This is a genomic window from Serratia marcescens (assembly GCF_006715005.1).
Taxonomy (GTDB): Bacteria; Pseudomonadota; Gammaproteobacteria; order Enterobacterales; family Enterobacteriaceae; genus Serratia; species Serratia montpellierensis.
On record NZ_VFMJ01000001.1, the window covers coordinates 4,323,361 to 4,346,043 of the forward strand.

Consider the following 22,683-nt stretch of genomic DNA (forward strand, 5'->3'; position numbering starts at 1 on the left):
CTTAATCCTCCACTACCAGGCCCATGGAACGAGCGGTACCTTCGATGGAGCGAGTCATCGCTTCAACGTCAGAACCAGTCATGTCCGCAGCTTTGGTTTCTGCGATTTCACGTACCTGAGCACGAGTCACTTTACCTACTTTGTCTTTGTTCGGCTTACCGGAACCAGACTTGATACCAGCCGCTTTTTTCAGCAGAACTGCTGCTGGCGGGGTTTTGGTAACGAAAGTGAAGGAGCGATCAGAATAAACGGTGATAACAACCGGAATCGGCAGGCCTTTTTCAACGCTGTCAGTCTTAGCGTTGAATGCCTTACAGAATTCCATGATGTTAACGCCCTGCTGACCCAGAGCTGGACCCACTGGTGGGCTCGGGTTCGCCATACCAGCTGCAACTTGCAGCTTGACGTAGGCTTGTACTTTCTTAGCCATTTAAATTTCCTCGGTTTGGGTAGTATCGCCTCGCAAAAGGCTCCCCGTGTTTCACCCCGCCCAACATGCATCAGGCAAGGCATCTAAAAACAAAAGGCGCGAAATTGTAGTTCAATTTCGCGCCTTTGACAAGCGGCAACGCGCCACTCATTGCTGATTATTCGATCAGCCTTTCTCAACCTGGCTGAAGTCCAGCTCCACCGGCGTTGCACGGCCAAAGATGGAAACGGAAACTTTCAGGCGGCTCTTCTCGTAATCGACTTCTTCGACCACGCCGTTGAAATCGGCAAACGGGCCGTCGTTGACGCGCACCAGCTCGCCCGGTTCGAACAGCGTTTTCGGACGCGGCTTGTCACCAACCTGCTGCAGGCGGTTCATGATCGCATCAACTTCTTTATCGCTGATTGGCGCAGGACGGTCAGACGTACCGCCGATGAACCCCATGACGCGCGGTACGCTGCGCACCAGGTGCCAGCTGGCGTCATTCATCACCATCTGCACCAGCACGTAGCCAGGGAAGAACTTACGCTCGCTCTTGCGACGCTGGCCGCCACGGATTTCAACCACTTCCTCCGTAGGCACCATCACTTCGCCGAACAGCTCTTCCATATCGTGCAGTTTGATGTGTTCACGCAGCGATTGTGCTACGCGACCTTCAAAACCGGAAAACGCCTGAACGACGTACCAACGTTTTTTTGGAGCTTCAGACATTTTAGAACCTCAGGCCAGTAATAAACGACACCAGACGGACCAGAATACCATCCAGCCCCCACAGAATCAGTGACATCACGGCGGTTACCGCGGCAACGATCAACGTGGTGTGTAGCGTTTCCTGACGAGTTGGCCAAATCACTTTACGTACTTCGGTACGCGCTTCGCGGGCAAACGCAACGGTGGCTTTGCCTTTGGTGGTCATCAGAGCCACTGCACCTGCAACGGCGATGATCAGTACAACTGCCAGCGCGCGCAATGGCAGGCTTAAATCACGGTAGTAATAGTTACCGACAATAGCCACAACCAACAGAACGGCGACGATCAGCCACTTTGCCGCTTCCAGGCCGCGTCCGCTCCCTTGAGCCTCGGTATTCGCACTCATAAACCAACCTGTCACAATGATGATTCAGAACAAACAACTTTGCCTCGCATTGCGAGGCAAACCAAACCGATCGGATACCGCGTTAGCACTATCCCGGTGTTTTACGCTATGACGTATTTCAGTCAATACGGTTTAAGAGCCCATCTCACCAATGATTATGACTGCAAAATCGCTGATGAGATAGGTTCTAGTTCACAGCGTAGAAAAAGGGCATCAAATGATGCCCTTTTACCGCGTGTCGCGTCAAACTTTATCAGCGATTAAGCGATAACTTTAGCAACAACGCCTGCGCCAACGGTACGGCCGCCTTCACGGATTGCGAAACGCAGACCGTCGTCCATCGCGATTGGGTGAATCAGGGTGACAATCATGTTCACGTTGTCGCCTGGCATTACCATCTCTACGCCTTCTGGCAGTTCGATGGTACCGGTCACGTCAGTGGTACGGAAGTAGAACTGTGGACGGTAGCCTTTGAAGAATGGCGTGTGACGACCACCTTCATCTTTGCTCAGGATGTACACTTCAGATTCGAACTGGGTGTGTGGCTTGATAGAGCCTGGCTTAGCCAGTACCTGACCACGTTCGATGTCTTCACGTTTGATACCACGCAGCAGAACACCTACGTTCTCACCAGCACGGCCTTCGTCCAGCAGTTTGCGGAACATTTCAACGCCAGTACAGGTAGACTTAACGGTGTCTTTGATACCAACGATTTCAACTTCTTCGCCAACTTTGATGATACCGCGCTCAACACGACCGGTAACAACGGTACCACGACCGGAGATGGAGAATACGTCTTCGATTGGCAGCAGGAACGGCTTGTCGATAGCACGCTCTGGCTCTGGGATGTAGCTGTCCAGGGCTTCGGCCAGTTCGATGATTTTCGCTTCCCACTCAGCTTCGCCTTCCAGCGCTTTCAGCGCGGAACCGCGGATTACTGGCAGGTCGTCGCCTGGGAAGTCGTACGCGGACAGCAGTTCGCGAACTTCCATTTCTACCAGTTCCAGCAGCTCTTCATCATCAACCATGTCGCATTTGTTCATGAATACGATGATGAAAGGAACGCCAACCTGGCGACCCAGCAGGATGTGCTCACGGGTCTGAGGCATTGGGCCGTCAGTCGCAGCTACTACCAGGATCGCGCCGTCCATCTGAGCAGCACCGGTGATCATGTTTTTCACGTAGTCGGCGTGCCCTGGGCAGTCAACGTGCGCGTAGTGACGAGTCGGGGTGTCATACTCAACGTGAGAGGTGTTGATGGTGATACCACGAGCTTTTTCTTCTGGCGCGTTATCGATCTGGTCGAAAGCACGTGCAGAACCGCCGTAGGTTTTAGCCAGTACGGTAGTGATCGCTGCAGTCAGGGTAGTTTTACCGTGGTCAACGTGGCCGATAGTACCGACGTTAACGTGCGGTTTTGTACGTTCAAACTTTTCTTTAGACATCGATTGTCCCTCTAAGACACGGATAAATCGGTGGTATCACCACATCAACCAAGCATTTGCTCGTTGAATCCAGAACAGAAAGAAAATCAGGGGGCGAGAAATTAAGAAGTGGTGCTGATAGGCAGATTCGAACTGCCGACCTCACCCTTACCAAGGGTGCGCTCTACCAACTGAGCTATATCAGCACATCTTGGAGCGGGCAGTGGGAATCGAACCCACATCATCAGCTTGGAAGGCTGAGGTAATAGCCATTATACGATGCCCGCATCCTGGAACTCGGCTACCTGATTTTTCTGTAGAATTTTGGGATGGAGCAGGATTGTTCATCACTCGGCTCGCATCCTTCGGGCCGGCTGCGCCTTGCGCTGCACAGCTCGAACCTTGCCGAAGGCTTTCGCCCTCTCCTCCCGCCATCAACCGTTGCGGTATTTATCGCATCTCAGTTAATCGCCGAAGGCAAGATTTGGTGGTGGGGGAAGGATTCGAACCTTCGAAGTCTGTGACGGCAGATTTACAGTCTGCTCCCTTTGGCCGCTCGGGAACCCCACCAGATTTTAACTACTTGTGACTTGAATGGTGCCGGCTACCGGAATCGAACTGGTGACCTACTGATTACAAGTCAGTTGCTCTACCTACTGAGCTAAGCCGGCATCAAGTGCAGCGCATTCTAGGTAGAGCGGGCGACCTATGCAACAAAAAAATTGCTTTACGCGCACTTTCGCTCATAAATCAGTCAATTTTGCATACTGTCATGCAATTCGCAGCTTGCGGCGTGCAAACATTCATCACTCGCGGCAATCATTCTCTACAATTTTATCCACTTTTTGCAAGCCTTGAGCGCCGCTTTCTCCGTGTCAGGCTTCTTAAAACACTTAACCCGTGACGGTAAACTGTGAGCGGGATCGATGCACCAAAAAGGGGATACCTGCCCCGGACTGCGGCGTGGGCTACACTGATCCCTCGCCCTTTTGCCGCCGCCATGCCTTTCGCCGCTGTGGCTCAGTTATTGCTTCTCTTCATTACCCCCATCCCAGGAGGAATGACCGATGAAAATAGTGCCTATCAACGCCGCTACGCTACCGATTTACCGCGATGAATTGGCCCGCCTGTTGACCGATGCCGTCACGCACGGCGCTTCTGTCGGTTACGACACCTTAATCCCTCACGAAGACGCCGAAAGCTACTTCCACAGTCTGCGACCGGCCTTGGCCAAAGGTGAACTGCTGCTGTGGATTGCCCGCGACGAGCGCGGCGTCGTTGGCACCGTGCAACTCGAGCTCTGCCAGAAGCCGAACGGCCGTAATCGTGCGGAGGTCGTGAAGCTGTTGGTGCATAGCCGCGCTCGCCGAAACGGCGTAGGTCAGGCGCTGATGAAGTCACTAGAGCACGCGGCACTGCAACAGCAGCGCGGACTATTGTACCTGGATACGCAGACCGGTTCGGCGGCAGAAGCGCTTTATCGCAGCCTGGGTTATCGCTGTTTGGGCGAGCTACCGGATTATGCGGCGGGGCCCGATGGGCATTACCATCCAACCGTTATTTATTACAAACGTCTGTTCGCCGTGAACCAACCTTCGCGCGCCATCGCCAGCTAGCCTTCAGGCGGTATCCGCCCCCGATGATACCGCCTTGCCCCCCTGCTTAATCAACTGCGCGCCGCTTCGCACAATTGACATAAACTGCTGCCTATCGACAACTTTTGCGAAAAAAGTCTACGCCAAAAACGAAGCTGTCTATAATATGCAGCTTGTTTATTCTCTGGAGCTGGCGTCCGGCGCCTTTCCCAACCTGCGTTAACAGGCAGAATTTGGCTTATGATAAAAAGAGATCAATCTTTAGCAACGCCCTACCTACAGTTCGATCGCACCCAATGGGCTGCGTTGCGAGATTCGGTGCCGCTGACGTTGTCGGAAGAAGAGATCGTTAAACTGAAAGGGATTAACGAAGATCTCTCGTTGGAAGAAGTTGCGCAGATTTATCTGCCGCTATCACGACTGTTGAACTTCTATATCAGCTCCAACCTGCGGCGACAGGCGGTTCTGGAGCAATTCCTCGGCACTGACGGGCAAAAGATTCCCTATGTCATCGGCATCGCCGGCAGCGTAGCCGTCGGCAAGAGCACAACAGCGCGCTTGTTGCAGGCACTGCTGAGCCGCTGGCCGGAACACCGCAGCGTTGAACTGATCACAACCGACGGCTTCTTGCATCCTAATAAGGTGCTGAACGAACGCGGCCTGATGAAGAAAAAAGGCTTCCCGCAGTCTTACGATATGCATAGCCTGGTGAAATTCGTGTCGGAAGTGAAATCCGGCGCCAAACGCGTTACCGCTCCAGTTTATTCTCATTTAATCTATGATGTTGTACCCGAAGGCAATAAAGTCATCGAGCAACCGGATATTCTGATCCTGGAAGGGCTTAACGTATTGCAAAGCGGTATGGATTACCCTCACGATCCTCATCGCGTATTCGTTTCCGATTTTGTCGACTTCTCTATATATGTCGATGCCCCGGAGACGCTATTGCAAAGCTGGTATATCAATCGCTTCCTGAAATTCCGTCAGGGCGCATTTTCCAATCCCGATTCTTATTTCCATCACTATTCAAAATTGCCGGAACCGGAAGCGGTTAATATCGCCACGCAATTATGGAATGAAATTAACGGGTTGAATTTGCAGCAGAATATACTGCCCACGCGCGAACGCGCCAGCCTGATCATGACCAAAAGCGCCAACCACGCCGTTGAAAGCGTGCGTTTAAGAAAGTAAGCCCACCTAACGATCAAGGGGACGCTGCCGTCCCCTTGTCTTTTCTCACTATTCCGCGCTGCGCAGCGATATCTCTCCGCCGATAAAGGGTTTTATTTCCCCGTCTTGTTCCAGCAGAAGTGCACCTTGCGAGTCGATACCCCGGGCGATGCCCACAATCTGTCGCTCACCGATCAGCAGCTTGACCGGTCTGTCGATAAAATTATCCAGCGTGCGCCAACGGCCAATGAACGGCGCCAGCCCATCTATCTCGAATTGTTTTAACGACTGCCGCAATTCATTGAGCAGAGTAGCCGTCAGTTCATTACGATCGATGTTAATGCCGGCTTCTTGCAGGTTGATCCAACCCTGGTTGATCCCCCCGGCATTGGTATCCCGCATCGCCAAATTAATGCCGGCACCGATGACCAACTGAGCCGCATCGCCGGTTTTTCCTGTCAACTCGACCAGGATCCCTGCCAATTTGCGATCGTTCAGGTAGAGGTCGTTGGGCCATTTTACTCGCACGTCTTTAGCACCAAGGCGCTGCAAGACCTCCGCCATCACCATGCCGATCACCAGGCTCAGTCCCATCGCCGCAGCCGGTCCCTGTTCCAATCGCCAAAACATCGACAGGTATAAATTGGCACCAAACGGCGAAATCCACTGGCGTCCACGACGACCGCGGCCAGCCAGTTGATACTCAGCGATACAGGCGTCGCCAGATTGCAGCGTTTCGATACGATCCAGCAAATATTGATTGGTAGAGTCGACTACCGGCAACACGGTAACGCGTTTGTCGTCCAGCCCTTTAAGAATGCGTTCCGCCTCCAATAGCGGCATGGGGGCAGGCAAGCTGTATCCTTTGCCGGGCACGGTAAAGACATCCAGTCCCCACTCGCGAATGGTTTGAATATGCTTATTGATCGCGGCACGGCTCATGCCGAGTGACTCACCGAGGTGTTCCCCGGAATGGAATTCGCCATCGGCCAGCAGTGCGATCAGTTTTAACGGAACCTTGGTATCTTTCATGACAGCACCGCCACGGCATTCAGCTCACCGGTCGCGCCAATAAAACGCACCTCAGGCTCCAGCCACACACCGAATTTATCGGCCACCGTCTTGCGTACGTGGCGCGCCAGCGCCACCACATCCTGGCTGTGGGCGTTGTCGATATTCACCAGCACCAGCGCCTGCTGGCGGTGTACCGCAGCTCCACCGATACGATATCCTTTCAGTTCACACTGATCGATCAACCAGCCAGCGGCCAGCTTCACCTGGCTATCCTGCTGCGGATAATGCGGTATACCGGGATATTTGGCGATGAGTTCTGCGGCTTTCTCTGCGTTTACCAACGGATTCTTGAAGAAGCTGCCGGCATTGCCGGTTTCACGCGGATCGGGCAGCTTGCTGCGGCGCATGGCGCACACAGATTCAAATACCTGAAGTGGTGTCACCATGGCAGGATCCAGCTTGGCCAGATCGCCATAGCTCAACTTGGGTTGCCACTCTTTGCTCAGACGCAGGCCGAGCCCAACAATGACATGTCCAGTTTGGAAGCGGTGTTTGAAAATGCTTTCCCGGTAGCCGAAACCACACTCGGCTGCCGGAATACGGTCAATGGCACCGGTAGAGAAGTCCAGCAGATCGACATACTCACAGACATCTTTCAATTCGACGCCGTAGGCGCCGATGTTCTGGATAGGTGCAGAACCGGCCAATCCAGGAATCAACGCCAGGTTTTCCAGGCCGCAGATCCCGGCCTGCAGCGTATATTGCACCAGGTCATGCCAATTTTCACCGGAGCTGACGTGGAGATGCCAGGCATCGTTATCTTCTCGAACATCGATACCCTTCAGCTGATTGACCATTACCGTGCCCGTAAAATCCTCCAGGAACAGCACGTTGCTACCTTCACCGAGAATCAGCAGCGGCTCCTGACGCTTACGCGTTTGTTGCCACACCTTGAGCATCAGCTCAATTCTATCGGCTATGATCAGGTGCGCTGCGTTGACCGGGAGCGCAAACGTATTGTGGTTTTTTAAAGACGCGCTTTCAGTAGACATAACGTTCAGTACCTATACGGAAATAATCTTTCGCCTAGTCTACTCGATTCGAGACGTCTGGCTAATATTTGTTTTAATTAACGTGAAATTTATCGAATAATACACTAAAGAATTAAGAGTTATCGTTGATATAACCAGATAATTCTTATCAACACATTAATAAATAGGCATTTTTATTATTTAAATAATAACCTGAAGCTATCAATTATATATTGATTTGGCTATTTCCCCGATAAAAAACATTATACTTTCTTATAAGAAAAAACTGCATATGACAAAAAATCTATTTTCCAGAGTAATAGATATAGTCAGGATATTTATTTTACGCACAGCAAAAAGCCCTGAACGTCAGTTCAGGGCTTTCGGCTTTATTTGATGCCTGGCAGTGTCCTACTCTCGCATGGGGAGACCCCACACTACCATCGGCGCTACGGCGTTTCACTTCTGAGTTCGGCATGGGGTCAGGTGGGACCACCGCGCTATTGCCGCCAGGCAAATTCTGTTTCATTCCAACCGCGCCACTCCCGTGCCGCCATCAGAACCAATCTCGGAACTTCGCTGAAAATCTCTCTAAAAACACCTTCGGTGTTGTAAGGTTAAGCCTCACGGATCATTAGTACTGGTTAGCTCAATGCATCGCTGCACTTACACACCCAGCCTATCAACGTCTTAGTCTTAAACGTTCCTTCAGGGGCCTTAAAGGCCCAGGGAAGACTCATCTTGAGGCAAGTTTCGCGCTTAGATGCTTTCAGCGCTTATCTTTTCCGCACTTAGCTACCGGGCAATGCCATTGGCATGACAACCCGAACACCAGTGGTGCGTTCACTCCGGTCCTCTCGTACTAGGAGCAACCCCTCTCAATCTTCCAACGCCCACGGCAGATAGGGACCGAACTGTCTCACGACGTTCTAAACCCAGCTCGCGTACCACTTTAAATGGCGAACAGCCATACCCTTGGGACCTACTTCAGCCCCAGGATGTGATGAGCCGACATCGAGGTGCCAAACACCGCCGTCGATATGAACTCTTGGGCGGTATCAGCCTGTTATCCCCGGAGTACCTTTTATCCGTTGAGCGATGGCCCTTCCATTCAGAACCACCGGATCACTAAGACCTACTTTCGTACCTGCTCGAGCCGTCACTCTCGCAGTCAAGCTAGCTTATGCCTTTGCACTAACCTCACGATGTCCGACCGTGATTAGCTAACCTTCGTGCTCCTCCGTTACTCTTTGGGAGGAGACCGCCCCAGTCAAACTACCCACCAGACACTGTCCTCACCCCGGATCACGGGGCCGAGTTAGAACATCAAACATTAAAGGGTGGTATTTCAAGGATGGCTCCACGCAGACTGGCGTCCACGCTTCAAAGCCTCCCACCTATCCTACACATCAAGGCTCAATGTTCAGTGTCAAGCTATAGTAAAGGTTCACGGGGTCTTTCCGTCTTGCCGCGGGTACACTGCATCTTCACAGCGAGTTCAATTTCACTGAGTCTCGGGTGGAGACAGCCTGGCCATCATTACGCCATTCGTGCAGGTCGGAACTTACCCGACAAGGAATTTCGCTACCTTAGGACCGTTATAGTTACGGCCGCCGTTTACTGGGGCTTCGATCAAGAGCTTCGCCTTGCGGCTGACCCCATCAATTAACCTTCCAGCACCGGGCAGGCGTCACACCGTATACGTCCACTTTCGTGTTTGCACAGTGCTGTGTTTTTATTAAACAGTTGCAGCCAGCTGGTATCTTCGACTGGCTTCAGCTCCATCCGCGAAGGACTTCACCTACATGCCAGCGTGCCTTCTCCCGAAGTTACGGCACCATTTTGCCTAGTTCCTTCACCCGAGTTCTCTCAAGCGCCTTGGTATTCTCTACCTGACCACCTGTGTCGGTTTGGGGTACGATTTAATGTTACCTAGAGCTTAGAGGCTTTTCCTGGAAGCAGGGCATCAACTACTTCTGCACCGTAGTGCATCGTCATCACGCCTCAGGGTTAGTATGTAACCGGATTTACCAGGTCACACCCCCTACACGCTTAAACCGGGACAACCGTCGCCCGGCTAGCCTAGCCTTCTCCGTCCCCCCTTCGCAGTAACACCAAGTACAGGAATATTAACCTGTTTCCCATCGACTACGCTTTTCAGCCTCGCCTTAGGGGTCGACTCACCCTGCCCCGATTAACGTTGGACAGGAACCCTTGGTCTTCCGGCGAGCGGGCTTTTCACCCGCTTTATCGTTACTTATGTCAGCATTCGCACTTCTGATACCTCCAGCAACCCTCACAGGCCACCTTCAACGGCTTACAGAACGCTCCCCTACCCAACAACGCCTAAGCGTCGCTGCCGCAGCTTCGGTGCATGGTTTAGCCCCGTTACATCTTCCGCGCAGGCCGACTCGACCAGTGAGCTATTACGCTTTCTTTAAATGATGGCTGCTTCTAAGCCAACATCCTGGCTGTCTATGCCTTCCCACATCGTTTCCCACTTAACCATGACTTTGGGACCTTAGCTGGCGGTCTGGGTTGTTTCCCTCTTCACGACGGACGTTAGCACCCGCCGTGTGTCTCCCGTGATAACATTCTTCGGTATTCGGAGTTTGCATCGGTTTGGTAAGCCGGGATGGCCCCCTAGCCGAAACAGTGCTCTACCCCCGAAGATGAGTTCACGAGGCGCTACCTAAATAGCTTTCGGGGAGAACCAGCTATCTCCCGGTTTGATTGGCCTTTCACCCCCAGCCACAAGTCATCCGCTAATTTTTCAACATTAGTCGGTTCGGTCCTCCAGTTAGTGTTACCCAACCTTCAACCTGCCCATGGCTAGATCACCGGGTTTCGGGTCTATACCTTGCAACTATTCGCCCAGTTAAGACTCGGTTTCCCTACGGCTCCCCTATACGGTTAACCTTGCTACAAAATATAAGTCGCTGACCCATTATACAAAAGGTACGCAGTCACACCACGAAGGTGCTCCCACTGCTTGTACGTACACGGTTTCAGGTTCTATTTCACTCCCCTCGCCGGGGTTCTTTTCGCCTTTCCCTCACGGTACTGGTTCACTATCGGTCAGTCAGGAGTATTTAGCCTTGGAGGATGGTCCCCCCATATTCAGACAGGATGTCACGTGTCCCGCCCTACTCATCGAACTCACGACCTGTGCATTTTAGTGTACGGGGCTATCACCCTTTGCTGCGCGACTTTCCAGACGCTTCCACTAACACACAAGCCGATTCAGGTTCTGGGCTCCTCCCCGTTCGCTCGCCGCTACTGGGGGAATCTCGGTTGATTTCTTTTCCTCGGGGTACTTAGATGTTTCAGTTCCCCCGGTTCGCCTCATGCCACTATGTATTCATGACATGATAGTGTGTCGAAACACACTGGGTTTCCCCATTCGGGTATCGCCGGTTGTAACGGTTCATATCACCTTACCGACGCTTTTCGCAGATTAGCACGCCCTTCATCGCCTCTGACTGCCTAGGCATCCACCGTGTACGCTTAGTCACTTAACCTCACAACCCGAAGATGTTTCCATCGTTCGCGCTGCAAACATTTGAGAGACTCTATGACAGGTTACTCTTTATCCCGGTACTTCTACGGAGGGATAAATTTCAGCCGTCATGTTTCAATTTTCAGCTTGTTCCAGATTGTTAAAGAGCAATATCTTAAACATGACTCGCAAGTCATCTTTAAGATTTTTTCGGTTATCGCTAACCGGTGATAATGTCTTTCACTCATTATCGGAATGGCGTCCCCAAGGGGATTCGAACCCCTGTTACAGCCGTGAAAGGGCAGTGTCCTAGGCCTCTAGACGATGGGGACACGAAAATCCGATTAAACTGAATAACTTAATCGGTTCGTATCAGCATGAATGACTCATGGCATCAACAGGTAGCGCTTTGCTCGTTACTTTTCATCAGACAATCTGTGTGAGCACGCCACTCGAATCAATATCTTTAGGTAAGGAGGTGATCCAACCGCAGGTTCCCCTACGGTTACCTTGTTACGACTTCACCCCAGTCATGAATCACAAAGTGGTAAGCGCCCTCCCGAAGGTTAAGCTACCTACTTCTTTTGCAACCCACTCCCATGGTGTGACGGGCGGTGTGTACAAGGCCCGGGAACGTATTCACCGTAGCATTCTGATCTACGATTACTAGCGATTCCGACTTCATGGAGTCGAGTTGCAGACTCCAATCCGGACTACGACATACTTTATGAGGTCCGCTTGCTCTCGCGAGGTCGCTTCTCTTTGTATATGCCATTGTAGCACGTGTGTAGCCCTACTCGTAAGGGCCATGATGACTTGACGTCATCCCCACCTTCCTCCAGTTTATCACTGGCAGTCTCCTTTGAGTTCCCGGCCGAACCGCTGGCAACAAAGGATAAGGGTTGCGCTCGTTGCGGGACTTAACCCAACATTTCACAACACGAGCTGACGACAGCCATGCAGCACCTGTCTCAGAGTTCCCGAAGGCACCAAAGCATCTCTGCTAAGTTCTCTGGATGTCAAGAGTAGGTAAGGTTCTTCGCGTTGCATCGAATTAAACCACATGCTCCACCGCTTGTGCGGGCCCCCGTCAATTCATTTGAGTTTTAACCTTGCGGCCGTACTCCCCAGGCGGTCGATTTAACGCGTTAGCTCCGGAAGCCACGCCTCAAGGGCACAACCTCCAAATCGACATCGTTTACAGCGTGGACTACCAGGGTATCTAATCCTGTTTGCTCCCCACGCTTTCGCACCTGAGCGTCAGTCTTCGTCCAGGGGGCCGCCTTCGCCACCGGTATTCCTCCAGATCTCTACGCATTTCACCGCTACACCTGGAATTCTACCCCCCTCTACGAGACTCTAGCTTGCCAGTTTCAAATGCAGTTCCCAGGTTGAGCCCGGGGATTTCACATCTGACTTAACAAACCGCCTGCGTGCGCTTTACGCCCAGTAATTCCGATTAACGCTTGCACCCTCCGTATTACCGCGGCTGCTGGCACGGAGTTAGCCGGTGCTTCTTCTGCGAGTAACGTCAATTGATGAGCGTATTAAGCTCACCACCTTCCTCCTCGCTGAAAGTGCTTTACAACCCGAAGGCCTTCTTCACACACGCGGCATGGCTGCATCAGGCTTGCGCCCATTGTGCAATATTCCCCACTGCTGCCTCCCGTAGGAGTCTGGACCGTGTCTCAGTTCCAGTGTGGCTGGTCATCCTCTCAGACCAGCTAGGGATCGTCGCCTAGGTGAGCCATTACCCCACCTACTAGCTAATCCCATCTGGGCACATCTGATGGCAAGAGGCCCGAAGGTCCCCCTCTTTGGTCTTGCGACGTTATGCGGTATTAGCTACCGTTTCCAGTAGTTATCCCCCTCCATCAGGCAGTTTCCCAGACATTACTCACCCGTCCGCCGCTCGTCACCCAGGGAGCAAGCTCCCTTGTGCTACCGCTCGACTTGCATGTGTTAAGCCTGCCGCCAGCGTTCAATCTGAGCCATGATCAAACTCTTCAATTAAAAGCTTGATTTGCTTCCACTCGAGAAGCGATGCTCAAAGATTTACTGCATGAATTTTACTTCAGTTAGTCACTCTTCAAGACTTGATATTTTTTTGCATCCGAAGATGCTGGATATCGTCTTGTGGAGTGCCCACACAGATTGTCTGATAAATTGTTAAAGAGCAGTGAGTTAGGCGCTTTCGCTTGCTAACTCGAGGTGGCGTATATTACGCTTTTCACCCGGAGAGTCAAGCGTTTATTTCGCTTTTCTCTCGCTGACCCGGCGGCTTGTCAGTCGTTGTTCCCGGTCAGTGGAGGCGCATTATAGGGAGTTCTCGGCGGGCCGCAACCCCTAAATGCAAAAAACTTTTCAAGCGCGGATTTTTTCGGCAAAACGCTGGCCAAACCCGCGTTTTTGTCACTTTTCGTACTGGATCTGGCTAAATTCCTGGGCAAAGCGGTCGACCTGTTGCCAATCTGTGTACTCCACTTCCTTACTGGTATCCGTTTCACCGCCCGTCATACGCATAATGAATTGAATCATGATGCGATCGAACCAGCGATAGCGCGGATAACGCAATGCGCCGGCAAACACCGCGCACTGTTTTGGCTGCCACGGCGAAGCCAACAGGAACTTACGGGTATAGGCGTTGGTTTGTGGCGAACGCTTTTCCGGTTTGCGCGCGGTCAGGTTGACGGCAAAGAATGCGCTCGGCATCCGATTCAACTGCTCAGCATGACGCTTGACGAATTTATCCAGCGCCGGGTTAAAGTGCCCGTAACGGATAGAAGCGCCGATCATCACCTGCTGATACTGGCTAAGATCGACCTGTTCTGCCTGCAGCAGATCGATCACCTCACAACGCAGCGTGTCCTGCAACTTGCTTGCTATATAAGAAGCGATAGCACGTGTTTGCCCGTCACGGCTCGAATAAAGTATCAATGCCTTCATGGCGTACTCCTTATATCAGGCTTACTCACGCCAGAAGGTTGGCGTGAACAGCACCAGCAATGTAAACACTTCCAGGCGCCCGAACAGCATCGTCACCACCAGGACCCACTTGGCCGCCGCCGGCATCGTGGTGAAGTTATCCGCCACTACGCCCAGACCGGGGCCGAGGTTATTGAGCGTTGCCGTCACTGCGGCGAACGCGGAAAAGTCGTCAACGCCGGTGGCAATGATCGCCAGCATGCTGACGATAAACACCAGCGCATAGGCAGAGAAGAATCCCCACACCGCCTCCAGAATGCGTTCCGGCAGCGCACGGTTGCCCAATTTGATGGTATAGACCGCGTTGGGGTGCACCAGCCTTTTCAACTCGCGCGAACCTTGCAGGTACAGAAGCAGGATACGGATCACCTTCAGGCCGCCGCCGGTCGAGCCGGCGCAACCGCCGATGAACGCCGAGCACAGCAACAACATCGGCAGGAACAGCGGCCACTTGGCGATGCTGTCGGTCGTAAAACCGGCCGTAGTCGCCATCGATACCACCTGGAAGAACGCCTGATTGAGCGTTTCCATACCGCTCTTATAGACGCCATGTCCCCAGAGCACCAACGTACACACCACCACCAGCGTCAACTGAACGAAGATGAACATGCGGAATTCAGGATCGCGCCCATACACCTTCAGACTGCGGCCGCTCAGCAAAGCGAAGTGCAGGCCGTAGTTACAGCCGGAAATCAGCAGGAACACGGCGATGATGGTGTTGATGGTCGGGCTGGCGTAATAACCGATACTGGCGTCGTGGGTAGAAAAACCGCCGATGGCGATGGTCGAGAAACTGTGGCCAATGGCGTCGAACACCGACATCCCAGCCCCCCAGAGCGCCAGCGCACAGGCGACGGTCAGCAACACATAGATTAGCCACAGGGTTTTGGCGGTTTCGGCGATGCGTGGACGCATCTTGTTATCTTTCAGCGGTCCGGGCATTTCCGCCCGATACAGCTGCATGCCGCCGACGCCGAGTATCGGCAGTATCGCCACCGCCAACACGATGATCCCCATGCCGCCCATCCATTGCAGCATCTGGCGATAGAACAGAATGGCCTTCGGCAGCGAGTCCAATCCCACCAGCGTCGTCGCGCCGGTGGTCGTCAATCCCGAGAAGGATTCAAAGAAGGCGTCGGTCAGCGACAGGTTGGGCCGTTCCGAAAACAGGAACGGCAATGCCCCCACGCTGCCCAGCACGGTCCAGAACAGCACGACGATCAGGAAGCCTTCTCGGGGCTTCAGCTCGTGTTTCTGTTTGCGGTTCGGCCACCACAGCATCAGACCGATGGTCAGCGCCACGAAGAAGGTTTGGCTGAACGCGCGCCCCGCCCCATCGCGGTAAATCAATGCCACCAGGCCAGGAATAAACATCGTCCCGGAGAACAGGATGACCAGCAGACCAACGATACGGGTTATGGCGCGAAAATGCATTTCAGCACGATCCTTAGCAATTCAATTGGGAGGAATTATTGCGAAATGGGGGTTAATTGCAAATTACCGCGACTGAGATCACGCAATTTATTTCCAAACAGCTCGGCCTCGGTGGTCGGCAAGGCTAGATGCAGCACAACGGCGGCGCCGTATTCGCCCTGCAGGATCCGACCTGCGGTTTGCTGCAGCAAGTTCTCCACCAGCGCCAACTGCGCATAGTCGCACTGCAAGATATATTCGGCTTCCGGCACCTTTTGTGCCAACGCCAACTGCTTCAACGCCTGTTGAACACCGTTGCCATAGGCTTTCACCAGCCCGCCGGTGCCCAGCTTGACGCCGCCATAGTAACGAACGACCACGGCGGTCACTTCGCCAATACCGCTGCCCATCAGCTGCGCGAGGATCGGTTTTCCGGCGGTGCCCGACGGTTCTCCGTCGTCGGAGAACCCCAGCTGCTGCGAGTCATCGGGGCTGCCAGCGACGAAAGCCCAACAATGGTGCCGCGCCGCCGGGTGCTCATCCCGCACCTGCCGAATAAACGCCTTTGCCGCTTCTACCCCGCTGGTCGGCGCCAGCAGGGTGATAAAACGGCTCTTCTTTATTTCTTCGGTAAAGCAGGTTGCTTCCGCCGGTATCGGGTACGGCCGCATCAGGCCAGGTTCAGATCGCGCGTCATGTTCTCGATGCGCTTTTCATGGATCACGATGTTGTCTTCGATACGGATGCCGCCATACGGCTTCAACGCATCGATGCGATCCCAGGCGAAGTGCTGCTTGAGCTCACCGCTGCGCCACGGCGCCAACAGAGATTCGATGAAGTACAGACCCGGTTCGATGGTCAACACCATGCCCGGCTGCAACACGCGGGTGCAACGCAGGAACGGATACTTGGACGGCGCCGCCAGATGGGTGCCTTGCTCGTCCTGCATAAAGCCGGCGGCGTCGTGCACCTGCAGACCCAATGGATGGCCCAGCCCATGCGGCAGGAACGGCGTGGTGATACCCGTTTCAACCATCGCCTCTTCGCTGAGGCCGTTCACCAACTTGTGATTCTTGAGCAGCTTGGCGATGCGCTGGTGCATCTGCACATGGTAGTCGGTATAGCGCACGCCGGTCTTGATGGTGTCGATCAACGCCAGCTGTTCACCGTTGAGATCTTTCACCAGGTGGGCGAACTCGCTACCGCTTTGCGCCGCGTAGGTGCGGGTCAGATCGGCGGCGTAGCCGTTATATTCCGCACCGGCGTCGATCAGGAAACTCAGGGATTCGGCCGGCGGCTGATGATCCAGCTTGGTGTAGTGCAGTACCGAAGCATGTTCGTTCAGCGCCACGATGTTGTCGTAAGGCACGTCGGTATCGCGGTGGCCGGTCGCCGTCAGGTAGGCCAGGTTGATGTCGAACTCGCTCATGCCGGAGAGGAAGGCCTCATGCGCCGCACGATGGCCGGTTACCGCCGTCTTCTGCGCTTCGCGCATGCAGGCCAGCTCATAGCCGGTTTTGATCGAACGGTGGAAATCCAGGTAATTCAACACCGCTTTCGGGTTGATGTTCTCAGAAGGGATGCCGAGATCGCGGGCGCGCTGTTGCGCATAACCGATATAGCCCACGCGCTCGCGCTGCGGCGGAAGCTGCTGGGCAATGGCGTCGGCGTTGGCCAACGGCATCAATTCAAGGGATTTGGTCCAGAAACTGTCCGGCAGCGGTTCTACGCTGTGCCAGTAGTCGACCGGGGAGTAGAACCACAGCTTCGGCTTGTTGACACCGTCGATCCACAACCAGCAGTTCGGCACCGACGTCACCGGCACCCAGGCTTTGAAATGCGCGTTCACTTTGAACGGATAGCTATGGTCGTCCAAAAATACCTTTTGCAGTTCCCCGGAGTGAATCAGCAGCGCATCCAACTTGTTGCGCTCCAGCACTTCGCGCGCGCGTTTTTGCAGCTCTGCCAGGTGGTCGTTATACAAAGAAGCCAGCGTTTCCATCACAGTACCCTTATGCCTTAGCACGAAAGAAGTCATCTTAACACAGCGCTCCGACGCTCCAACCTCATCGCGTTGGGCATGCGGAGCAGCTCGCAATTCCCTGCAAATGCCGTTACATCCGCAGTTTAACCATGAGCCAGCCGGCCAGGCCGAGCAACGCTATCGCCAGCGTCCACAGACCATGGTGCTCCAACAACACCGCGCCGGCCGCAGCAACGCCCGCCAGACACTGCTGCAGAAAGCCGCACAGCGCCATCGCATAGGCGCCGTACTCTTTAGCGTCGCTGACCGCCATCGCCATGCTGTTGGGAAACAGCACCGCCTGGCCAAAAATGGTCAGGCAATACAGCGCGATGAACAGCGCCATACCGGAAAGGCCGGCCAAAATGCCGCTCCACCACAATATCAGGATCGCCACCGTCGCCAGAGCCACGATGCCGCTGCCGGTTTGCATCAGTTTTTTCCCGCCGACACGCGCCACCGTGCGGTTCACCGCCAACGCGCCGCTAAAGTAGGCGATGCCGATCACCAGCCCCAGCGCGCCGAACGCCGTGACGTTGAGCCCAAACCCCTGCTGCATGACGAACGGGCTCACCTCCTGCAGCGTCACCGTGGTGGCGAAACCCAGCCCGCCGACGCAGGCCGGCCAAAAAAATCCCGGCCGCCGCAGGATGGCGAAGTAGGTGGCCACCATCGCCGGGCGTGGCCCGCGGGCGCGCCCTGCCTCCAGCGGCAGCGTCGCCATCAGCGCCAGAATGGCCAAACCGGTGGTGCCCATCAAGACGAAGCCCATCTGCCAGTGTGAATATTGGCTGAGCAGGCCGCCGACGAACTGGCCGCCGCCCAGCGCGGTGATAAAAGCGATGGACAGCACCGACAGCCGTCGCGCCAGCTCGTCACCGCTCCAGTTATCCCGCACGATGATACGCGCAATGATCGCCGCGCCACCGGCGCCCACCCCCTGCAGCGCACGCAGCGCCAACAGCTGGGTGCCGTTGCTGCACAGCGCCAACAGCCCGCTGCAGCCAATGAAAAGAAACAAAGACAGCGTCAGCGGCGCACGGCGGCCAAAGCGATCGGCGGCCGCCCCCCAGAACAGCACTGGCAAAGCGGCGCCGATGACGAAGATCGAAATGGACAGCTCGGTGGCGCGTCGGCTCATCGCCAACTCCCGCATCACCGTCGGCAGCGAAGGCAAATACACGGTCGTCGCCATCTGCGCCATAAACACCAACAGACACGCCAGCGTCATGGTTCTGGCGGGAATACTCCATAAGCCGCTGCGTTTGACACAAGCCGCCTTAGTCATGCCTTACCTCGTCTGAATGATCAATCGCTGCAGGCAAGTGTATGAGTGCCGACAAACTCCAGCAAATGCCGATAGCACATAAAATATAACTTCGTTTCAAATCAAAAAAGTAACTTGGCGACATGTGATCAAACCAGCAAATATGCAATCTCTCATTTGCATATTTTTAACATAAAAACCACACTCCTCTTCATCTGGTCATACCAGATCATACGCTGATTCAGGAGATAGACATGCTCTACCAAGGCGAAACATTACAACTGCACTGGCTCGATAACGGTATCGCCGAGCTGGTGTTCAACGCACCGGGCTCGGTCAACAAGCTGGACACCCGCACCGTCGCCAGCCTGGGCGAAGCGCTCACCGTGCTGGAAAACCAGCCTGAGCTGAAGGGGCTGCTGCTGCGCTCCTCCAAAGCCGCGTTTATCGTCGGCGCCGATATCACCGAATTCCTTTCTCTGTTCGCCGCACCGGCTGAAAAGCTGCAAGAATGGCTGGTGTTCGCCAACAACGTCTTTAACCGGCTGGAAGATTTACCGGTACCGACCATTTCGGCCATTAACGGCTATGCGCTCGGCGGCGGTTGCGAATGCATTCTGGCGACCGATTTCCGCGTCGCCTCACCGGACGCGCGCATCGGCCTGCCGGAAACCAAATTGGGCATCATGCCGGGCTTCGGCGGTTCCGTCCGCCTGCCACGCCTGCTGGGTAACGACAGCGCGTTGGAAATCATCGCCGCCGGCAAAGACGTCAGCGCCAAAGACGCGTTGAAAGTCGGCCTGGTGGATGCGGTGGTAGCACCGGAAAAACTGGCCGAAGCAGCGCTGAAAATGCTGCAACAGGCGATCGACGGCAAGCTGGACTGGCGCGCCGCGCGTCAACCTAAGCTGGAGCCGCTGAAGCTCAGCCCGATCGAAGCGGCAATGAGCTTCACCACCGCCAAAGGCATGGTGCTGCAGACCGCCGGTAAACATTACCCGGCACCGATGACCGCGGTGAAAACCATTGAAGCCGCCGCCAAGCTGGGCCGCGATGAGGCGCTGAAACTGGAAACCGCCAGCTTCGTGCCGTTGGCGCGATCCAACGAAGCGCGTGCGCTGGTCGGCATCTTCCTTAACGATCAGTTCGTGAAAGGCCAGGCGAAAAAGCTGGCCAAGAATGTGGATGCGCCGAAACAGGCGGCGGTACTGGGCGCCGGCATCATGGGCGGCGGTATCGCCTACCAATCGGCGCTGAAAGGCGTGCCGGTGATCATGAAAGACATCAGCGACAAATCGCTGACGCTGGGCATGAACGAAGCGGCCAAGCTGCTCAATAAGCAACTGGAACGCGGCAAGCTGGATGGCCTGAAAATGGCGCAGGTGCTGTCGACCATTCAGCCGACGCTGGACTACGCCGGCATCGAGCGTGCGCAGGTGATCGTTGAAGCGGTCGTCGAGAATCCGAAGGTCAAAGCCGCCGTGCTGTCGGAAGTGGAAAACCTGATCGGTGAGGACACCGTTCTGGCGTCGAACACCTCGACCATTCCGATTAACCATCTGGCAAAATCGTTGAAGCGCCCGCAAAACTTCTGCGGCATGCACTTCTTTAACCCGGTACACCGCATGCCGCTGGTTGAAATCATCCGCGGCGAACAGACCAGCGACGACACCATCGCCAAAGTGGTGGCCTACGCCAGCCGCATGGGCAAAACGCCGATCGTGGTGAACGACTGCCCGGGCTTCTTCGTCAACCGCGTGCTGTTCCCGTATTTCGCCGGCTTCAGCCTGCTGCTGCGCGACGGCGCCGACTTCCGTCAGATCGATAAAGTGATGGAGAAACAGTTCGGCTGGCCGATGGGCCCGGCCTACCTGCTCGACGTCGTGGGCATCGACACCGCGCACCATGCGCAGGCGGTAATGGCCGCCGGCTTCCCGGATCGCATGAGCAAAGACTATCGCGACGCCATTGACGTGATGTTCGACAACCAGCGCTTCGGTCAGAAAAATCAGCTGGGCTTCTACCGCTACAGCCAGGACAACAAAGGCAGGCCGCGCAAGGACAACGACGAGCAGACCGATGCGCTGCTGACCGAAGTGAGCCAACCGCGCCAGACCATCAGCGACGAAGAGATCATCGCGCGCATGATGATCCCGATGATCAACGAAGTGGTTCGCTGCCTGGAAGAGAAGATCGTCGCCAGCCCGGCCGAAGCCGACATGGCACTGGTCTACGGCATCGGTTTCCCTCCGTTCCACGGCGGTGCGTTCCGCTACCTGGATACGCTCGGCACCGCCAACTACGTTGAGCTGGCCCAGCGTTACGCACACCTCGGCGCCCTGTACCAGGTGCCGGCCGGTCTGCGCGCCAAGGCCGAGCGCAATGAAAGCTACTACCCGGTGGCGACACCGCTGTCCGACGTCGCAACCCGCCAACCGGCATGAGGTCATAAAGATGGAAAACGTAGTTATTGTTGATGCCGTACGCACGCCGATGGGCCGCTCCAAGGGCGGCGCCTTCCGCCAGGTACGCGCCGAAGATCTCTCCGCTCACCTGATGCGTGAAGTGCTGAGCCGCAACCCGGCGCTGGACGCCGCCGAGATCGATGACATTTACTGGGGCTGCGTGCAGCAGACGCTGGAACAAGGCTTCAACATTGCCCGCAACGCCGCGCTGCTGGCCGAGATCCCGCACCGCGTGCCGGCGGTGACCGTCAACCGCCTGTGCGGCTCTTCGATGCAGGCATTGCACGACGCGGCGCGCGCCATCATGGTTGGCGACGCACACGTCAGCCTGATCGGCGGCGTGGAACACATGGGCCATGTGCCGATGAACCACGGCGTGGATTTCCATCCGGGCCTGAGCCGCAGCGTGGCCAAAGCCGCCGGGATGATGGGACTGACCGCCGAAATGCTGGCCAAGATGCACAATATCAGCCGCCAGATGCAGGATGAGTTCGCCGCCCGCTCCCACCAGCGCGCGCATGCGGCGACGCTGGCAGGTTACTTCAAAAACGAGATCATTCCGACCAACGGCCATGATGCCGACGGCGTGCTGACCCGTTACGATTTTGACGAAGTCATTCGCCCGGAAACCACCGTCGAAAGCCTGTCGGCCCTGCGCCCGGCGTTCGATCCGGTCAACGGCACCGTCACCGCCGGCAGCTCCTCCGCCCTGTCGGACGGCGCTTCCGCCATGCTGCTGATGAGCGAATCGCGCGCCAAAGCGCTCGGTTTGAAGGCTCGCGCCCGCATCCGCTCGATGGCGGTCGTCGGCTGCGATCCTTCCATCATGGGTTACGGCCCGGTGCCGGCCAGCAAGCTGGCGCTGAAACGCGCCGGTCTGAGCGTGCAGGACATCGATCTGTTCGAGCTGAACGAAGCGTTCGCCGCCCAGTCGCTGCCGTGCATCAAGGATCTGGGGCTGATGGACAGCATCGACGACAAGATCAACCTGAACGGCGGCGCCATCGCGCTCGGCCACCCGCTGGGGTGTTCAGGCTCCCGCATCTCGACCACCCTGTTGAACAACATGGAACGTCGCGACGCACAGTTCGGCCTGGCGACCATGTGCATCGGCCTGGGCCAGGGAATCGCCACCGTCTTTGAACGCGTTTAGCTGTGTCTATCTTGGGATGACCGCGTCACCACTTCAAATCGCGGCATCCCGCCAAGTTTAGTTGCCGTTCTTCCCGCCTGTCAGGGGCGGGTTTTTTATGCCTGAAGTTTGCCGGCGC

Annotated in this window: 15 protein-coding genes, 5 tRNA genes, 3 rRNA genes and 1 other RNA gene; 4 read left to right on the forward strand and 20 right to left on the reverse strand. The window is 55.3% G+C overall.

The features are described 5' to 3' along the window. Nucleotide 1: 1 nt before the first annotated feature. From rplK to FHU12_RS21040, 9 genes are all read right to left on the reverse strand, one after another. Entirely contained in the window at nucleotides 2-430 is a 429-nt protein-coding gene (rplK, locus tag FHU12_RS21000; RefSeq protein WP_015376316.1) for a 50S ribosomal protein L11, read from the reverse strand. A 165-nt stretch (nucleotides 431-595) separates the two neighbouring features. Next, complete coding sequence (gene nusG, locus FHU12_RS21005; protein ID WP_004929914.1) at nucleotides 596-1,141, reverse strand: transcription termination/antitermination protein NusG; 546 nt, start codon at nucleotides 1,139-1,141, stop codon at nucleotides 596-598. A 1-nt stretch (nucleotide 1,142) separates the two neighbouring features. Continuing rightward, entirely contained in the window at nucleotides 1,143-1,526 is a 384-nt protein-coding gene (secE, locus tag FHU12_RS21010; RefSeq protein ID WP_004929916.1) for a preprotein translocase subunit SecE, read from the reverse strand. 260 nt (nucleotides 1,527-1,786) lie between these two features. Then, nucleotides 1,787-2,971, reverse strand: coding sequence for an elongation factor Tu (tuf, locus tag FHU12_RS21015; protein ID WP_055314187.1), 1,185 nt, complete (start codon nucleotides 2,969-2,971; stop codon nucleotides 1,787-1,789). 109 nt (nucleotides 2,972-3,080) lie between these two features. Further along, nucleotides 3,081-3,156: transfer RNA gene (locus FHU12_RS21020), tRNA-Thr, on the reverse strand. 6 nt (nucleotides 3,157-3,162) lie between these two features. Further along, nucleotides 3,163-3,237 (reverse strand) — tRNA-Gly (locus tag FHU12_RS21025). 36 nt (nucleotides 3,238-3,273) lie between these two features. Further along, a non-coding RNA gene (locus FHU12_RS21030) (RtT sRNA) lies at nucleotides 3,274-3,389 on the reverse strand. Nucleotides 3,390-3,435: 46 nt separating this feature from the next. After that, nucleotides 3,436-3,520: transfer RNA gene (locus FHU12_RS21035), tRNA-Tyr, on the reverse strand. A gap of 25 nt (nucleotides 3,521-3,545) precedes the next feature. Beyond that, nucleotides 3,546-3,621 (reverse strand) — tRNA-Thr (locus tag FHU12_RS21040). 396 nt (nucleotides 3,622-4,017) lie between these two features. Here FHU12_RS21040 and FHU12_RS21045 point away from each other — a divergent pair. Further along, nucleotides 4,018-4,566: a GNAT family N-acetyltransferase gene (locus FHU12_RS21045; protein WP_141971610.1), complete on the forward strand. Its 549-nt coding sequence runs from the start codon at nucleotides 4,018-4,020 to the stop codon at nucleotides 4,564-4,566. A gap of 219 nt (nucleotides 4,567-4,785) precedes the next feature. Continuing rightward, nucleotides 4,786-5,736, forward strand: a complete 951-nt coding sequence (gene coaA, locus FHU12_RS21050; protein WP_107228142.1) for a type I pantothenate kinase — start codon at nucleotides 4,786-4,788, stop codon at nucleotides 5,734-5,736. 48 nt (nucleotides 5,737-5,784) lie between these two features. Here the strand turns inward: coaA and birA are convergent, their stop codons facing one another. The 11 genes from birA to FHU12_RS21105 all read right to left on the reverse strand — a co-directional run bounded on the left by birA (nucleotide 5,785) and on the right by FHU12_RS21105 (nucleotide 18,968). Beyond that, entirely contained in the window at nucleotides 5,785-6,747 is a 963-nt protein-coding gene (gene birA, locus FHU12_RS21055; RefSeq protein ID WP_141971612.1) for a bifunctional biotin--[acetyl-CoA-carboxylase] ligase/biotin operon repressor BirA, read from the reverse strand. Continuing rightward, a complete protein-coding gene (gene murB, locus FHU12_RS21060; protein WP_141971614.1) occupies nucleotides 6,744-7,781 on the reverse strand; it encodes a UDP-N-acetylmuramate dehydrogenase in 1,038 nt (345 codons plus the stop codon). The genes birA and murB overlap by 4 nt, the downstream gene beginning before the upstream one ends. Nucleotides 7,782-8,158: 377 nt before the next feature. Next, a 5S ribosomal RNA gene (gene rrf / locus FHU12_RS21065) occupies nucleotides 8,159-8,274 on the reverse strand. A 99-nt stretch (nucleotides 8,275-8,373) separates the two neighbouring features. Then, nucleotides 8,374-11,281: ribosomal RNA gene (locus FHU12_RS21070) — 23S ribosomal RNA — on the reverse strand. 234 nt (nucleotides 11,282-11,515) lie between these two features. Beyond that, nucleotides 11,516-11,591: transfer RNA gene (locus FHU12_RS21075), tRNA-Glu, on the reverse strand. A 139-nt stretch (nucleotides 11,592-11,730) separates the two neighbouring features. Further along, a 16S ribosomal RNA gene (locus tag FHU12_RS21080) occupies nucleotides 11,731-13,272 on the reverse strand. Together the 16S, 23S and 5S rRNA genes with 1 tRNA gene alongside form the textbook arrangement of a ribosomal RNA operon. A gap of 399 nt (nucleotides 13,273-13,671) precedes the next feature. Then, a complete protein-coding gene (gene hemG, locus FHU12_RS21085; protein ID WP_025304933.1) occupies nucleotides 13,672-14,205 on the reverse strand; it encodes a menaquinone-dependent protoporphyrinogen IX dehydrogenase in 534 nt (177 codons plus the stop codon). A gap of 21 nt (nucleotides 14,206-14,226) precedes the next feature. Then, nucleotides 14,227-15,678 carry a Trk system potassium transporter TrkH gene (trkH, locus tag FHU12_RS21090; RefSeq protein ID WP_025304932.1) on the reverse strand — a complete coding sequence of 484 codons (1,452 nt, stop codon included), beginning with the start codon at nucleotides 15,676-15,678 and terminating at the stop codon, nucleotides 14,227-14,229. Nucleotides 15,679-15,713: 35 nt separating this feature from the next. After that, nucleotides 15,714-16,328 (reverse strand): IMPACT family protein, encoded by a 615-nt coding sequence (locus FHU12_RS21095; RefSeq protein WP_141971616.1) that lies wholly within the window; start codon nucleotides 16,326-16,328, stop codon nucleotides 15,714-15,716. Continuing rightward, nucleotides 16,328-17,659 carry a Xaa-Pro dipeptidase gene (gene pepQ / locus FHU12_RS21100; RefSeq protein WP_141971618.1) on the reverse strand — a complete coding sequence of 444 codons (1,332 nt, stop codon included), beginning with the start codon at nucleotides 17,657-17,659 and terminating at the stop codon, nucleotides 16,328-16,330. Before pepQ ends, FHU12_RS21095 begins: the two co-directional genes overlap by 1 nt. A 112-nt stretch (nucleotides 17,660-17,771) precedes the next feature. Then, on the reverse strand, nucleotides 17,772-18,968 hold the full coding sequence (locus tag FHU12_RS21105; RefSeq protein ID WP_185742336.1) for an MFS transporter: 1,197 nt from the start codon (nucleotides 18,966-18,968) through the stop codon (nucleotides 17,772-17,774). Nucleotides 18,969-19,201: 233 nt separating this feature from the next. Here FHU12_RS21105 and fadB point away from each other — a divergent pair, with 233 nt between their 5' ends. Then, on the forward strand, nucleotides 19,202-21,391 hold the full coding sequence (gene fadB, locus FHU12_RS21110) for a fatty acid oxidation complex subunit alpha FadB (RefSeq protein WP_141971620.1): 2,190 nt from the start codon (nucleotides 19,202-19,204) through the stop codon (nucleotides 21,389-21,391). Between the two features lie 10 nt (nucleotides 21,392-21,401). Continuing rightward, complete coding sequence (gene fadA / locus FHU12_RS21115; protein ID WP_025304928.1) at nucleotides 21,402-22,565, forward strand: acetyl-CoA C-acyltransferase FadA; 1,164 nt, start codon at nucleotides 21,402-21,404, stop codon at nucleotides 22,563-22,565. Nucleotides 22,566-22,683: the final 118 nt, after the last annotated feature.

Excerpts from the sequence above, each read along its gene's own strand:
- trkH (WP_025304932.1), bottom strand. The coding sequence starts at position 15,678 with ATGCATTTTCGCGCCATAACCCGTATCGTTGGTCTGCTGGTCATCCTG.
- birA (WP_141971612.1), bottom strand. The coding sequence starts at position 6,747 with ATGAAAGATACCAAGGTTCCGTTAAAACTGATCGCACTGCTGGCCGAT.
- tuf (WP_055314187.1), bottom strand. The coding sequence starts at position 2,971 with ATGTCTAAAGAAAAGTTTGAACGTACAAAACCGCACGTTAACGTCGGT.
- fadB (WP_141971620.1), top strand. The coding sequence starts at position 19,202 with ATGCTCTACCAAGGCGAAACATTACAACTGCACTGGCTCGATAACGGT.
- FHU12_RS21045 (WP_141971610.1), top strand. The coding sequence starts at position 4,018 with ATGAAAATAGTGCCTATCAACGCCGCTACGCTACCGATTTACCGCGAT.
- pepQ (WP_141971618.1), bottom strand. The coding sequence starts at position 17,659 with ATGGAAACGCTGGCTTCTTTGTATAACGACCACCTGGCAGAGCTGCAA.
- hemG (WP_025304933.1), bottom strand. The coding sequence starts at position 14,205 with ATGAAGGCATTGATACTTTATTCGAGCCGTGACGGGCAAACACGTGCT.
- nusG (WP_004929914.1), bottom strand. The coding sequence starts at position 1,141 with ATGTCTGAAGCTCCAAAAAAACGTTGGTACGTCGTTCAGGCGTTTTCC.
- rplK (WP_015376316.1), bottom strand. The coding sequence starts at position 430 with ATGGCTAAGAAAGTACAAGCCTACGTCAAGCTGCAAGTTGCAGCTGGT.
- FHU12_RS21105 (WP_185742336.1), bottom strand. The coding sequence starts at position 18,968 with ATGACTAAGGCGGCTTGTGTCAAACGCAGCGGCTTATGGAGTATTCCC.
- murB (WP_141971614.1), bottom strand. The coding sequence starts at position 7,781 with ATGTCTACTGAAAGCGCGTCTTTAAAAAACCACAATACGTTTGCGCTC.
- FHU12_RS21095 (WP_141971616.1), bottom strand. The coding sequence starts at position 16,328 with ATGCGGCCGTACCCGATACCGGCGGAAGCAACCTGCTTTACCGAAGAA.
- fadA (WP_025304928.1), top strand. The coding sequence starts at position 21,402 with ATGGAAAACGTAGTTATTGTTGATGCCGTACGCACGCCGATGGGCCGC.
- secE (WP_004929916.1), bottom strand. The coding sequence starts at position 1,526 with ATGAGTGCGAATACCGAGGCTCAAGGGAGCGGACGCGGCCTGGAAGCG.
- coaA (WP_107228142.1), top strand. The coding sequence starts at position 4,786 with ATGATAAAAAGAGATCAATCTTTAGCAACGCCCTACCTACAGTTCGAT.